This window comes from Alistipes putredinis DSM 17216, assembly GCF_000154465.1.
Taxonomy (GTDB): domain Bacteria; phylum Bacteroidota; class Bacteroidia; order Bacteroidales; family Rikenellaceae; genus Alistipes; species Alistipes putredinis.
Genome location: NZ_DS499579.1, coordinates 1 through 15,147, shown reverse-complemented (window position 1 = coordinate 15,147; position 15,147 = coordinate 1). Strand labels below are relative to the sequence as shown.

Sequence of the window (15,147 nt, the reverse complement as noted above, 5' to 3'; positions counted from 1 at the left end):
AAGATATATTCGAAACAAAAAAGCTGTCGAAAACGACAGCTTTTTTGTTTCGATAACAGAGAGAACCGATCTGCAGGAAATATCTCAAAGTTTCAGCACTTCATCGACTCCCATATCCTTATAGGTGGACTCCAGCTCCTCGCCCCGGTCTGAAATAACCAAGAGCTTGTCACCGACCTTCAGTTCGGTATTGCCCTGTGGAACGAAATAATCTCCGTCACGATAGACCATCATCACCAGCGTATTCTCCGGCAGGTTGATCTCCTTGAGCGTAGCGCCCCCCTGAAGCATCGATTCATTGACAAGGACCTCGGTAAATATCGACGGAATATCTTCGTGGACATCGACCCCGAAGGCAGGACTCTTTTCGGCATACCCGAGTCCGAGCAGATTCGCCATCCAGCTCACGGTCGTACCCTGTACCAGCAGCGAGAGAATCGTCACCAGAAAAACCACGTTGAACAGCAGCCGTGCCCCCTCCGTACCGGCCAGCAAAGGATAGGTCGCAAAAATAATCGGCACGGCACCGCGCAGACCGACCCAGGAAACATAAAGACGGGCTTTGGTCGTAAACTTGCGGAAAGGCATCATACAGGCGAACACCGTGATAGGACGCGCAATGAACATCATAAAAGCCCCGACCAGGCATCCCAGCATCAGCACGTCGGGCTGCAAGAGTTCGTCGAGGTTGACGAGCAGACCCAGCGTAAGGAACATCACGATCTGCACCAGCCAGGTGAAGCCGTCGAAGAAGATCGTAAGCGACCGCTTCTGCGTCAGCTGATTATTCCCCAAGACCAAACCGGCCAGATAGACGGCCAGATATCCGTTGCCACCGATCAGGTCGGTAAACGAGAAGGTAAAGAAAACGAAGGCAAGCAAAAGCACCGGGTAAAGCGAATAGTTGCTCAGGTTAATGCGGTTAATGGTCCATACGCCGATCCGACCGATGGCATACCCCATCAAACCGCCGAGAAGCATCTGAATCACGAATTTCACGATACTCATCGGTACGCTCACGGCCTCCGCACCGCCGGACAATACGCCAATCAGCACAATGGTCAGCACGTACGCCATCGGGTCATTCGAACCGCTCTCCAGCTCCAGCAGAGGGCGCAGGTTCTCGTTCAGCCCCTGTTTCTTGCTTCGCAGGATGGAGAAAACCGAAGCCGAATCCGTCGAAGACATCGTCGCGGCCAGCAGCAGCGCCGCAGGAAACGATACGGCCAGCCCGACCCATGGGGCAATGAGCGTGACGAAACCCGCTACGATCACCGCCGTCATGACGACTCCGGCGGTCGCCAGTACGATACCCGGTCCGATCACCGGTCGTATTTCCGAAAACTTGGTATCCATACCGCCCGTGAAAAGGATGATACAAAGAGCGATCATACCTACGAACTGGGTCGCTTCGACAGAATGGAACGAAATGAAATTGATACCGAACAGCATACCGACCCCCAGAAAAAAGAGCAAGGCCGGGGCGCCGAAACGATAGGCCGCCTTGCCGGCCATTACCGCGACGAAAAGAAGCAAGGCTCCGATCAACAGAATGTTTTCGGTCGTAATGATATTATGCATAGGAAATCCTTATATAAATTTACAAAAAATGCCTGTCGCGTACAATCGCTGACAGGCACCGCACCCTATTGAGGAATGAATAGGTAAGTAATCGTTCCCGACTGTCGGGCAGGCGCCGAATCATCGATATTGAAAAGCGAGTTACGTGCAGCTTCCAGCGCAGCCTCCCGCATACAGTCATCGCCTCCGGAGGCCACTTTTGCAGCAACGACCTCTCCCGAAGGATTGACCGTAATACCGACGACCACTTCGCCGCCTCCCTCGCACTGATAGGCCGGCACCTCCAGATAACGGCGCGTCCGCACGGGATCGGTCAGCGAAAAGGAAACCGTGACCCGTCCCCTGGCCCGACTGTCCTGTGTCCGATCGTCCTTGCCGCTGCGCCCCATACGCTCCCGAATCGCACGCTCCTCGGCCAATCCCTGCTCGTAAGCGTCCCGGTTGGCCTGCATCCGTTCGCCGACCGCTTCGGCGGATTCTTTCAGCGACGAGGACATCGAGCCACGGTCGTCACGCGACCGCTCCTCGAGCGCATTCTCGTTGGAATACTGGTTGCGCACATCCCGCCAATCGCCGCCTTCCTGCGCCTGTTGGCGAGCCCGTACCTCCTGTTCAAGACGCATCTTCTCCGCCTCGAGCTCCGCTAAAGTTTTCGTATCAATGATTATGCCTTGCACGGAAGGTTTGGCCCCCACGACGATTTTTCCCACCATAAAGGCGATCGCAAGCACCAAATAGGCAATCAACGTGACACACAATCCGATCCGATGGTCGTAAGCCCATTCTCCCGCATCGTTTTTTTTCTGCTCGAAGGGAAGCTGCAATTTCGGAGGACGAGGAGTTCTGTCGGGTGATGCCACGGAATTTCGGTTTATCAATAATTTAGGCAAAAATACGATTTTTGAATAATATTTCCTATATTTGCGCGCAAATAATGCGATAAACATTTCCGAAAATGACGGTCGGCCCCACACACGTCGGGACCCGGCAGTCAGCGGGAATGTATGTTGCGATTTGAATAAATTCAGATTATGGCTGCCAAACAACAAACCCTCAAAGCCCCGATCTCGTTTTCAGGTACAGGCCTCCACACCGGCGTCAAAGTGACGATGACGGTACATCCCGCCCCGGAGAACAGCGGCATCGTTTTCCGCCGCATCGACCTGGAAGGCAAACCCGAAATTCCGGCCCTATGCGACTATGTCACGGATACCTCGCGGGGCACGACCATCGAAAAGGATGGCGCACGCGTTGCGACCATCGAACATATCATGTCGGCCCTCTGGACCCTGGGCGTGGACAACGCCACGATCGATGTCGATGCCGGTGAAACTCCGATCATGGACGGTTCGGCCAAAGAATATGCGAAAACGATCGTCGAAACCGGCCTGCAACCTCAGGAAGCCGAACGCACCTACTACCACGTCACCGAAAAAATGGTCTATACGATTCCGGAAAAAGGCGTGGCCATCATCCTTTACCCCGACGACGAATTTTCCGTATCGCTGCACGTGGACTACAACTCCAAGGTGATCGGCAACCAGTATGCGACATTCGACCCCGAAGACGATTACGCCGCGAAGATCGCCCCCTGCCGCACCTTTGTCTTCCTGCACGATCTGGAACCTCTGATGAAGATGAACCTGATCAAGGGCGGCGACCTGGACAACGCGATCGTCGTCGTGGAGAATCCCGTCCCGGACGATCAGCTCGAACATCTCAAGAAAATTTTCAACAAACAGGATATCCGCATCACGGGCGGCTACCTGAACAACCTGGAGCTCCGTTTCAACAACGAATTGGCCCGCCACAAGCTCCTCGACCTGCTGGGCGACTTCGCCTTGCTGGGCAAACGCATCAAGGGCCGCGTATGGGCCACTCGTCCCGGCCATTTCGCCAACACGGAGTTTATGAAACAGGTAAAACGGACCATCCGCCGCGAAGGCGAAAAGCCCCGTTTCCAATACGACTGCCGCAAACCGCCCGTCTATGACATCAACGATATACGGCGGATGCTGCCCCACCGTCCGCCGTTCCTGCTGGTGGACCGCATCTTCTACATCGACGACACGACGGTAGCCGGCATCAAGAACGTCACGATGAACGAGCCATTCTTCGTGGGACATTTCCCCGAAGAGCCGGTCATGCCGGGTGTGCTGATCGTCGAAGCGATGGCGCAGTGTTGCGGTATGCTGGTATTACGCAGTATTCCTGATCCGGAGCACTACTCGACTTATTTCATGAAGATCGACGGCGTAAAATTCAAGCGCAAGGTGGTTCCGGGCGACACCCTTCATTTCGAAGTTCAACTGCTGGAGCCCATCCGACGAGGCGTAGCCGTAGTCGAAGGCAAGGCCTTCGTCGGCGAAACGCTCGCCTGCGAAGCCACGATGATGGCCCAGATCGTTAAAAATAAAGAGTAACCGCACATGATAAGCAACCAGGCATACATCCATCCCGACGCGAAACTCGGAAAGAACGTAACGGTGGAGCCTTTCGCCTACATCGCCGGCGATGTGGTGATCGGCGACGACTGCTGGATCGGCCCCGGGGCCGTGATCCACGACGGAGCCCGCATCGGCAAAGGCTGCAAGATCCATACGGCCGCATCGATCGCCTGCACCCCGCAGGACCTGAAGTTCGTCGGTGAAAAAACGACGGCAGAAATCGGCGACTACAACGAAATCCGCGAATGCGTCACCATCAGCCGGGGCACCGCCTCCCGGGGCAAGACCGTCGTCGGCAGCCACAACCTGATTATGGCTTACGTGCATATCGCCCACGACGACGTGGTAGGCAGTCACTGCGTCATGGCCAACCGCGTATCGCTCGCCGGAGAGGTCGAAGTCGGCGATTGGGCCGTTATCGGCGGCCACGTAGCCGTACATCAGTGGACCCGCATCGGAGAGCATACGATGATTCAGGGCGGCGCGCTGGTGGGCAAGGACATTCCCCCCTTCATCACCGTCAGCAACAACGATCCGGTACGTTTCGCCTGCGTCAATCGCGTCGGTCTGAGCCGCCGCGGATTCACGCCGGAAACGATCTCACAAATTCACGACGCCTGCCGCATCCTCTTCCAAAGCGGCCTGAACTACCTGAACGGCTGTGAGGAGGTCGAAAAACAGATTCCGCAAAGTCCCGAACGCGACCGACTCATCCGGTTCATCCGCGAATCGCAGCGCGGCATTATCAAGCCCTACTCTCAGAGCAACGAAAAAGACGAATAATTTTTCGACACAAAGGTTTGAAAATAGGAAAACATTCGCTATATTTGTAGCGTAAACGGGTATAGAGAGGTAAGGGGACGAGCAAGTCCCCTTATTTCGTAGATATATTCACCGCTCCCGACCGGCGAATCATCCGCACGATTTTCTCGACCCGCATGCCCTCGCATGCCCATTCCGTCGGGAGAAACCGGCAGTTGCGGGCCATGCGGGTACCCGATTACAGCTCCTGCTACAACAGGGACAAGATTCGGGCGCGAATAGTGCTCCTTGCGATGCAATGTTCGAAGAAAACGCAGGACGCAAGACGATGAAAACGAACGGGAAGCGACGATTTCCTACATTTTCGTCAAAAAGCCGAACGCCTCCGGGCCGGCCGCAAAAACGACTGAACGAACTTCAAGTTTTCGCCGGGGAAGGACAGATGTCCGGATTTGCACGAACTGCCCGCACCGGAAAACGACTTTATTGATAACATCAGCAAATATGATCGATTGTACGAAAATCACCGAAATAGCCAATGCCAAACTCGTCGGCACCGACCTGTTCGTAGTGGATTGCACCTGTTCGCCCGCCAACGAAGTGGAACTGCTGATCGACAGCGACACCTCGGTAGGTATCGAAACCTGCGTGGAGCTGAGCCGCGCGATCGAGGCCGAATTCGACCGCGACACGGAGGATTTCTCCCTCACGGTAGCTTCGGCAGGCATCGGCTCGGAACTCAAGCACCTCCGCCAATACCGCAAACTGATCGGCAAGCCGGTCGAAGTGCTGCTCAAAAGCGGCGTGAAGATTCTGGCGACGCTCGACGAGGCGGACCAGGAGGGACTCACCCTCTCCTACGAGGAGAAGCAGGCCGTAGAGGGTAAAAAGCGGAAACAGACGGTGCGGGTTACGCGCCGCTACCCTTTCTCAGAGATCAAATACACGAAGGAATACCTCGATTTCAAATAGTGGAAATTCAAAAATAAACAAGATAAAAAACCAATGGATAATCTTAATCTTATCAGCAATTTCGCAGAGTTCAAGGAGCTTAAAAACATCGACAAGGCCACGATGATCGGAGTCCTCGAGGACGTTTTCCGCCACGCGCTTCAGAAGCAGTTCGAGACGGACGAGAATTTCGACGTGATCATCAACCCGGAAAAGGGCGACCTGGAGATCTGGCGAAACCGTACGGTCGTGGAGGACGGCGCGGTGGAGAATCCGAACATGCAAATCGCCGTATCGGAGGTTAAGGCCATCGATCCGACCTACGAAGTGGGCGACGAATACGTCGATCCGATCAAACTTGAATCGTTCGGACGTCGGGCCGTGCTGTCGCTGCGTCAGAATCTCGCTTCGCGCATCCTCGATCTGGAGAAGGCCAACCTTTACGAAAAATATTCGGAGAAGGTCGGCGAGATCATCACCGGCGAGGTATATCAGGTATGGAAGAAAGAGGTGCTGATCCTCGACGACGAGGGCAACGAGCTGATCCTGCCCAAGACCGAGCAGATTCCCAACGACTATTACCGCAAGGGCGACACGATCAAGGCGATCGTCAAGAGCGTCGAGATGAACAACAACCAGCCGCGCATCATCCTTTCGCGCACGGCCAACCAGTTCCTCGAACGGCTCTTCGAGCAGGAGGTCCCCGAAATTTTCGACGGTCTGATCACCCTCAAGAAGATCGTCCGCATCCCCGGCGAGCGTGCCAAGGTAGCCGTCGAATCCTACGACGAACGCATCGATCCGGTCGGTGCCTGCGTCGGCATGAAGGGATCGCGCATCTACTCGATCGTCAAGGAGCTGCGCAATGAAAATATCGACGTGGTAAACTACACGACCAACCCGCAGTTAATGATCCAGCGTGCCCTGAACCCCGCGAAGATTTCGAGCATCACCATCGACGAGGAGAAGAAGACAGCTTCGGTCTATCTCAAGCCCGACCAGGTATCGCTGGCCATCGGCAAGGGCGGCCTGAACATCCGGCTTTCGAAGATGCTGACCGGCTACGATATCGATGTTTACCGCGAAATCGAGGAGGAAGACGTTGCACTCACCGAATTTGCCGACGAGATCGACGGCTGGGTGATCGACGCCCTGAAAGCCTGCGGCTGCGACACGGCCAAGAGCGTGCTGGAACTGCCCGTCGAAGAGATCGCCGCCCGTGCCGACCTGGAGCTGGAACAGGCACAGAAAGTCGTCGAGATACTGAAAGCGGAATTCGAGGAGTAATCCGTCCCATCGCACAAAAATTAAAACCGATATATGAGTAACGAAAGAAAATTAAGACTTATCCAGGTTGCCAAGGAGTTCAAGGTGGGATTGAATACCATCACGGACTTCCTGCAAAAGAAGGGTATAAAAACCGACGGTTCGCCCAATACGCTGGTGGAACCGGACGTCTATGCCGTTCTGGAGAAGGAATTCGGCGGGAGCCGAATTACCGGCAACGAACGGGAAAGCATCCGGGAGCGAATCTCCCAGAAGCAGGCTACGATCACCCTCGAAGAGGCACAGAAACAGACGCGCGAAGAGGAGCAGGAGGTAATTATCAAAAGCAACGTCATCAGCGTCAAGGACGAACTGCCCCAGCCCAAAATTCTGGGCAAAATAGATCTTTCGCCCAAGCCCAAACCGGCTCCGAAACCGGTAAGCAAACCGGCGGCAGAGCCCGTACCGGAGGCTGCGGCTCCGAAACCGCAGCCGGCACCGCAACCGGCCGCCCCCAAAACGGAAGCGGCACCTGCCTCCGAAACGGCTTCCGCAGCCAAACCCGAACCGGAAGCGGCGCCCAAGAGCGACAACATCTTCCGCCCCGCCGTGCAGACCCTCACGGGCCCGCAGGTACTCGGCACGATGGACGTATCGGGATTCACACCGGGCAACCGCCACAAACGCAAACGCCTGAGTAAAGAGAAAGTGGACGTGACCCGTACGCCGGCAGGCAGCCCCAAGCCGGGCAGCAACGGCAAATCCGCCGCACAGCCCGGCCGCGGACAAGGCCCGCAATCCAACCAACCCCGTCCGGGAGAGAACAAGAAGACCCGCAAGGACAAACTCAAAGCTCCGAAGCCCGTCGTTCGGCCCGAAATCAGCGACGAGGAGGTTTCGAAGCAGGTGAAAGATACACTGGCCCGCCTGACGTCGAAAAACGCCAAGAGCAAAGGTTCGAAATACCGCAAGGAAAAACGCGAAGCCGTAGCCGAGCGCATGAACGAAGAATTCCAGCGCGAAGAGCAGGAACGCTCCATCCTGAAGGTCACCGAATTCGTGACCGTAGCCGAGCTGGCTACGATGATGAACGTTTCGGCGACCGAGGTCATCACGGCCTGCATGAACCTGGGCCTGATGGTATCAATCAACCAGCGTCTCGACGCCGAGGCGCTCGTGGTCGTAGCCGAAGAGTTCGGCTTCAAGACCGAATTCGTATCGGCGGACATCCAGGAAGCCATCGGCGACGACGAACAGGACAGCGAGGAAGACCTCGTGCCGCGACCGCCGATCGTAACCGTCATGGGACACGTCGATCACGGTAAGACTTCGCTGCTGGACAATATCCGCAAAACCAACGTCATCGAAGGTGAGGCGGGCGGTATCACCCAGCACATCGGTGCTTACAGTGTAGAGCTGAACGGCCAGAAAATCACGTTCCTCGACACCCCCGGCCACGAGGCTTTCACCGCCATGCGCGCCCGTGGTGCCAAAATCACCGACGTAGCGATCATCATCGTCGCGGCGGACGACAACGTGATGCCCCAGACCGTCGAGGCGATCAACCACGCCCAGGCAGCAGGCGTCCCGATGGTTTTCGCCATCAACAAGATCGACAAACCCGCAGCCAACCCCGACCACATCAAGGAGCAGCTTTCGCAGATGAACTACCTCGTGGAGTCGTGGGGCGGCAAATACCAGGATCAGGAAGTTTCGGCCAAAAAGGGCCTGAATCTCGACAAACTGCTCGAAAAAGTGCTGCTCGAAGCCGAAATGCTCGACCTGAAGGCCAATCCGAACCGCCGCGCTTCGGGAGCCGTCATCGAATCGACACTCGACAAGGGCCGCGGTTACGTGGCTACGGTGCTCGTACAAAACGGTACGCTGCACATAGGCGACGTAATGCTTTCGGGCATACACACGGGCCGTGTGAAAGCGATGTTCAACGAAAACGGCCAAAAAGTGACCGAAGCTGGCCCTTCGACGCCGGTACAGGTGCTCGGTCTGAACGGTGCTCCCCAGGCAGGCGACACGTTCAACGTCATGGAGGACGACCGCTCGGCCCGTGAAATCGCCAACAAACGCGAGCAACTCCAGCGTATCCAGGGCATCATGACCCAGAAGCACGTGACGCTCGACGAAATCGGACGCCGCATCGCCATCGGATCGTTCAAGGAGCTGAATATCATCGTAAAAGGCGATGTCGATGGTTCGGTTGAGGCTATGTCGGGTTCGCTGATCAAGCTCTCGAAGGAGACCGTGCAGGTGAATGTGATCCACTCGGCCGTCGGTCAGATTTCGGAATCGGACGTTCTGTTGGCGGCGGCCTCGAATGCCATCATCGTCGGCTTCCAGGTCCGTCCGTCGGCATCGGCACGCAAGCTCGCCGAAAAGGAGGAGATCGAAATCCGCCTCTATTCGATCATCTACGATGCGATCAACGACATCAAGGATGCCATCGAAGGCATGCTCGAACCGGTGATGAAGGAAGAGATTGTCTGCTCGGCGGAAGTCATGGAGATCTTCCGAATTTCCAAAGTCGGCACCGTCGCCGGATGCGTCGTCCGAGAAGGCAAGCTGACCCGCCACACCCCGATCCGCGTGATCCGCGACGGTATCGTGATCTACACGGGCAAGCTCGGCTCGCTCAAACGGTTCAAGGACGATGTCAAGGAGGTGCTCACGGGCCAGGACTGCGGTCTGAACATCGAATCCTTCAACGACATCCGCGTAGGAGATGTCATCGAAGGTTACGAGCAAGTCGAGGTAAAACGCAACTAACCGAATGCAAGGAATCTTATCTAAAATAAGAAAAAAGAAATGAACACTCAGATTAAATTCACAACGGCAGCCGAAGCCGTGAAAGTCATCAAATCGGGTGACCATATTCACCTCAGCTCGGTCGCTTCGGCCCCCCAGTGCCTGATTAAGGCCATGTGCGAACGCGGCGCCAACCACGAATTCAAGGATGTGCACATCCACCACCTGCACACGGAAGGGCCGGCTCCCTATGCCGATCCGCAGTTCGAAGGCATCTTCCAGCTCGACTCGTTCTTCGTGGGCGGGAACGTGCGCAAAGTGACGCAAAGCGGCTATGCGGACTACATTCCCATCTTTTTGAGCGAAACCCAGAAGCTCTATCGCAGCGGCACGGTACCTTGCGACGTAGCGATGATCCAGGTATCGACGCCCGACAAACACGGCTACGTTTCGCTCGGCACCTCGGTCGATGCGACCCTGGCAGCCGTGGAAACGGCTCGTACGGTGATCGCAGTGGTGAACAAGCACGTTCCCCGTTCGTTCGGCGACGCAATGATCCACTCGTCGAAAATCGACCTCTTCGTACAGGACGATACCCCGCTGGAAGAGGCACATTTCACCGAACCCAACGAGATCGAAACCCGCATCGGCAAGCACTGCGCGGCCCTGATCGAAGACGGTGCGACGCTTCAGATGGGTATCGGCGCTATTCCGAATGCGGTTCTGGCACAGCTCGGCAACCACAAGAACCTGGGTATCCATACCGAAATGTTCGCCGACGGCGTTCTCCCGCTGGTGGAGAAGGGCGTTATCAACGGCGAAGCGAAGAACATCGACAAGGGCAAGATGGTTTCCACCTTCCTGATGGGTTCGCAGCGGGTTTACGACTTCATCGACGACAACCCGGGCGTACTGATGATGGACGTGGGATACACCAACGATCCGTTCATCATCGCCAAGAACGACCGCGTAACGGCCATCAACTCGGCACTCCAGGTGGATATCACCGGTCAGGTTTGCGCCGATTCGCTGGGTACGAAATTCTATTCGGGTGTCGGCGGCCAGATAGACTTCATCTACGGCGCTTCGCTGTCGAAAGGCGGCAAGGCGATTATCGCCATGCCTTCGGTGACCAACAAAGGCATCTCGAAGATCGCTCCGGAACTGACCTGCGGCGCAGGCGTGGTAACCACCCGCAACCACATCCACTGGTTCGTCACCGAAAACGGCGCCGTCAATCTCTACGGCAAAAGCCTGCAGGAGCGTGCGCGGCTGATCATCTCGATCGCCGATCCTTCGGCCCAGGAATCCCTGGACCGGGCAGCATTCGAGCGCTACGGACAGCACCACCACTACGTGAAAAACTACATGGGCAAATAATAAACCTGCCCTTCAAAAGAAAGGCCCCGGATGCAACATCCGGGGCTTTTTTCACTTTCGGCCGCGACCGGCCAATATATCGACTCTGCGGTATTCGTACTCTTGCGCGGGCTTTCGAAAACAATACCCCCGATGGACAATACGAAATATTCGCACCCAAAAACAGAAAAGTCTGCTTCCCAGCAGACTTTTCCACACACAATCTTTAACAAATAAAATTTCTTGGCAAAAATTTTTCTCTAACCTTTCATCAACCCTATTAACACTTATCTCTTTTCACGTTACAAAGATCGCCGTATTATCCATATTCTACAATCGCCGAAACAGGCTAAAACCACAGAAAACCATCCCCATTACAAGGGATAAGCTACCATAAGCCTCCTTCGGACAGGCAAATATGAATCCACAATGCCCCACGATGCCACAATAGATCTCTCAAAAAATCGGGCCGCCGCAAGATACGACTTACGGATGATAATGCCAAATAATTCTTTATATGCCTCCTCAATGTTCCCCGTTGTTCCTACCTGTCCCTGCGGACAGCGGTGAAAACGACTAAAACTCCGGCCGAAATCGGATCGTGTATTTTACATCGAGAGCGTATCGAGATTATGTTGGAACGCCTCCCAATAACGCCCCACCTGATAACCATCGACAAACCCATGATGGAAACTTACAGCCACAGGCATCGTACGGCGTCCCTGCATATCGACCATTATCTTTCCGAATACCGACAAAGGGATATTCTCGCCTGCATTCTGCGGAAACTGGAACTGTAACCCTGTGAAGCTATACCACGGATTCACACTTATAACAAACGTGTCCTTCTCGGAATCGGCTCCGTACGCATCTCCCTCGCCCCGCATCGCGGCTGCAATGATCCCTCGCGCTTCAGCGACGAACTCCTCCAGCGTATCATTATAGGGAATGATAACCGATGCAAAGGAGTGATCCTCACGCGCAACCGCCGTATTGAGCCTGATCCGATCATATAGCCAGACCTTTCCATCGACCTGCCTGTACCTCAATGCCTCAATGGAATTGACAGCCCGTAGCGAAGCGTACATCGCATAGTGCGAAAACTTGATACCCAGCGCTTTCGCCCGAATATACGCTTCCGTTACATCGACCTGCGATGTAACACTGTAATAAGGATTGGCGAAATCCCGGAAAAAAAGATAGTTCTCCCGACGATTCCAATTATCAATATCTACCGGATGTTTCATAGTCGCACATAATTATCCCCAAACTTACAAAACATACGGAATTATCCGCGAGTTTTTCGGCGAATAATATGGATCATACATTCAAACCGGCCCGTGGCAGCGAGCGGCATCTTTACCGATCGTCCTCGGTCCCGATTCCATATCGACATATACTCGTCCTTTCCACAATTTTTTTGGAAACAGCAAACTCCGGACTATATGGGATATAGTTGGGTCAGATAATCTGTTTACCAATAAACAAAGTATAGGAAACGATTTGACCGTCGGGTTTTTGAACGGTATATGTAGTTTCTCCCTGAAGTTCCAAACCTTTTCGTTGCTCTTCCCAGGTTATTTCTTTGACAGGACGATTATTTATGGCTACAATTATATCACCGATTTCGATACCGGCTTGCTCCGCGACTCCTCCTTTATATAGGCCATTGACAATCCAGCCACCGCAAATATCCGTACGGTCAACAGTAGCCATATGCGTCACCGACGATTGGGCGTAGGTACCCTGATTCTCATTGCGTTTAACCCATACAGAAGAACTTACCGGATCCAAAACAATGTCGTAGAGCGACCAGATTTCATTACCTATTATACCTATATAGGGTCTGTCCGACGATAATGCCCCCTTTTCATTGAGCGAGTAATCTATCACGAGATTTTCGAGCGTATCGGCCATAAAGAATTTTGCAGCCCTTATCGTAACCTCCTCAGAACCGCCGCCGATACCTCCGGCCTGTGTGCAAAAATATGCCTTCGGCACATCCATAAAATTAAATGCAGACGCCGTTTCATTCGTGAGAATAATCGTGGAGCCGCACCCTAAATCCATTCTAAACCAACCCTCCAGGCTATTTTCATCGTCGATTTGCAGCGTCGCCTTTACATCGATACGGTTATCCTCGAATCGAGCGTCGAGTTTTACATAATTATCGAGCTGTTCAGCTAACAACGGTCCTTTTAACTGGCGCAAATAGCTCTCGCTGAAATTGATTTCCAGAGGATTCATCAATAGATGAGTATTACCTAACAAGCCGTCAGTGTGCCTCCCGAGGAGATCACGCAACTTAATTATAGGTGTAATCTCGTTTTGGTATTCCCTCGCCCCGCAATGGACTGTAATCGGATCGATGAATATGTCTATGCGTTCAGGCTCGCCATTCCCCGCACCTCCCATTGTTGCCTTACCTTTTCGTCCGAAAGCGTTTTGCAGATGATTGAGTTTCAAATAATCTTCGTCGAGATAGAGAAAGTCAGCTCCGGTATCGTAAATAAGGGTAACGGGAATAGTATCATTCAAGGTCGATTGCAGATACAGATGTCCGTCGAAAACAAACGGAATAGCTCCCTCAGGAACGTCAGCAATGCTTTTCAACGAAAATAAAGCCAAGAAAAAACAAACTAAACAAAATATTTTCTTCATAACCGAATCTATTTTTCAGCATCTATCGCTAAATGGCCCCATCTAAGAAACGCTATATTGATTTTATTTCAAGACAATTTAACGAATTCTCTCTATTTTTCAAACGATATTCAGCTCATTAACAGGATTTCGGTTTCGGGCGCCATCATTCCCGGCTTTTGGCTGCGTTTATAAACCGCCCCCCACTACGAATACGTGCTGTAAAGCGTATGCCCACGCCAACCTCCAGGCACAAAATATCAACCTCTAAACCGACATAACCCTCCTTGGCAGGCTCTGCCGCTGAGAGCCAACCGCACGAGGGGAAGGGACACGCAAGCCCGCGAACAAAAAGAAAGCCGGACCCTTGTTCAGGATCCGGCTTGAAGAGGCGGCTACCTACTCTCCCACGCGCGTAGCGCAGTACCATCGGCGTTAGTGAGCTTAACTTCTCTGTTCGGAATGGGAAGAGGTGGAACCTCACTGCTATAACCACCTAAAAGAACTTTTGCTCCAATATATCGGAACTATGCGAATATATCTTTTCGATATATAATCCGTCGCATCCGGTAAATTTGACACGTACAGGAGATGAGATAAAGATTCGAAAAAGAAAGCCTATCGGGTAATTAGTACTGCTCGGCTTTGACATTGCTGTCTTTACACCTGCAGCCTATCAACGTAGTAGTCTCCTACGCCCCTCAAGGGAAGACTTATCTTGGGGATGGCTTCGCGCTTAGATGCTTTCAGCGCTTATCCAGACCGAACGCGGCTACTCGGCAGTACACTTGGCAGCATAACCGATACACCGGAGGTTCGTCCAACTCGGTCCTCTCGTACTAAAGTCAGGACCCCTCAATCTTCCTACGCCCGCAACAGATAGAGACCGAACTGTCTCACGACGTTCTGAACCCAGCTCGCGTGCCACTTTAATCGGCGAACAGCCGAACCCTTGGGACCTTCTCCAGCCCCAGGATGTGACGAGCCGACATCGAGGTGCCAAACCGCCGCGTCGATATGAGCTCTTGGCGGCGATCAGCCTGTTATCCCCGGAGTACCTTTTATCCTTTGAGCGATGGCCAGTCCACGCAGAACCACCGGATCACTATACCCTACTTTCGTACCTGGTCGACTTGTATGTCTCACAGTCAAGCACCCTTATGCTATTGCACTCCGCGCACGGTTACCATTCGTGCTGAGGGTACCTTGGGAAGCCTCCGTTACGCTTTTGGAGGCGACCACCCCAGTCAAACTACCCACCAAACGGTGTCCCCTTTCGCAGGGTTAGACTCAAATACACAAAGGCGTATTTCACGTCGCTCACGACACTGGCGTGCCGCTTCAAGCCTCCGGCCTTATCCTACACATTGTGGTACCCCAT

At 53.8% G+C, this 15,147-nt stretch carries 10 protein-coding genes and 2 rRNA genes; 6 read left to right on the top strand and 6 right to left on the bottom strand.

Going from position 1 to position 15,147, the window contains the following annotated elements:
* Positions 1-84: 84 nt before the first annotated feature.
* Positions 85-1,581, bottom strand: coding sequence for a potassium/proton antiporter (locus ALIPUT_RS05960; RefSeq protein WP_004328866.1), 1,497 nt, complete (start codon positions 1,579-1,581; stop codon positions 85-87).
* A gap of 65 nt (positions 1,582-1,646) precedes the next feature.
* Positions 1,647-2,528 carry an energy transducer TonB family protein gene (locus ALIPUT_RS05955; RefSeq protein ID WP_004328865.1) on the bottom strand — a complete coding sequence of 294 codons (882 nt, stop codon included), beginning with the start codon at positions 2,526-2,528 and terminating at the stop codon, positions 1,647-1,649.
* An 84-nt stretch (positions 2,529-2,612) separates the two neighbouring features.
* Between ALIPUT_RS05955 and ALIPUT_RS05950 the strand changes: the two genes are divergently transcribed.
* The 6 genes from ALIPUT_RS05950 (at position 2,613) to ALIPUT_RS05920 (ending at position 11,147) form a co-directional block, all read left to right on the top strand.
* Positions 2,613-4,004, top strand: a complete 1,392-nt coding sequence (locus ALIPUT_RS05950; protein WP_004328864.1) for a bifunctional UDP-3-O-[3-hydroxymyristoyl] N-acetylglucosamine deacetylase/3-hydroxyacyl-ACP dehydratase — start codon at positions 2,613-2,615, stop codon at positions 4,002-4,004.
* Between the two features lie 6 nt (positions 4,005-4,010).
* On the top strand, positions 4,011-4,811 hold the full coding sequence (gene lpxA, locus ALIPUT_RS05945) for an acyl-ACP--UDP-N-acetylglucosamine O-acyltransferase (RefSeq protein WP_004328863.1): 801 nt from the start codon (positions 4,011-4,013) through the stop codon (positions 4,809-4,811).
* Between the two features lie 483 nt (positions 4,812-5,294).
* Positions 5,295-5,762 (top strand): ribosome assembly cofactor RimP, encoded by a 468-nt coding sequence (rimP, locus tag ALIPUT_RS05935; RefSeq protein ID WP_004328862.1) that lies wholly within the window; start codon positions 5,295-5,297, stop codon positions 5,760-5,762.
* Positions 5,763-5,795: 33 nt separating this feature from the next.
* Positions 5,796-7,028, top strand: coding sequence for a transcription termination factor NusA (gene nusA / locus ALIPUT_RS05930; protein WP_004328861.1), 1,233 nt, complete (start codon positions 5,796-5,798; stop codon positions 7,026-7,028).
* 33 nt (positions 7,029-7,061) lie between these two features.
* The gene (infB, locus tag ALIPUT_RS05925) at positions 7,062-9,788 is read left to right on the top strand and encodes a translation initiation factor IF-2 (protein ID WP_004328860.1); all 2,727 of its coding nucleotides are present in this window, start codon (positions 7,062-7,064) and stop codon (positions 9,786-9,788) included.
* A gap of 39 nt (positions 9,789-9,827) precedes the next feature.
* Positions 9,828-11,147, top strand: coding sequence for an acetyl-CoA hydrolase/transferase family protein (locus tag ALIPUT_RS05920; RefSeq protein WP_004328859.1), 1,320 nt, complete (start codon positions 9,828-9,830; stop codon positions 11,145-11,147).
* A 587-nt stretch (positions 11,148-11,734) separates the two neighbouring features.
* Here the strand turns inward: ALIPUT_RS05920 and ALIPUT_RS05915 are convergent.
* The 4 genes from ALIPUT_RS05915 to ALIPUT_RS05900 form a co-directional block, all read right to left on the bottom strand.
* Entirely contained in the window at positions 11,735-12,373 is a 639-nt protein-coding gene (locus ALIPUT_RS05915) for a CatA-like O-acetyltransferase (protein WP_004328858.1), read from the bottom strand.
* A 214-nt stretch (positions 12,374-12,587) separates the two neighbouring features.
* Positions 12,588-13,787, bottom strand: coding sequence for a PDZ domain-containing protein (locus tag ALIPUT_RS05910; protein ID WP_004328857.1), 1,200 nt, complete (start codon positions 13,785-13,787; stop codon positions 12,588-12,590).
* A gap of 365 nt (positions 13,788-14,152) precedes the next feature.
* Positions 14,153-14,266: ribosomal RNA gene (gene rrf / locus ALIPUT_RS05905) — 5S ribosomal RNA — on the bottom strand.
* A 108-nt stretch (positions 14,267-14,374) separates the two neighbouring features.
* Positions 14,375-15,147 (bottom strand): 23S ribosomal RNA (locus ALIPUT_RS05900); the annotation flags it as partial.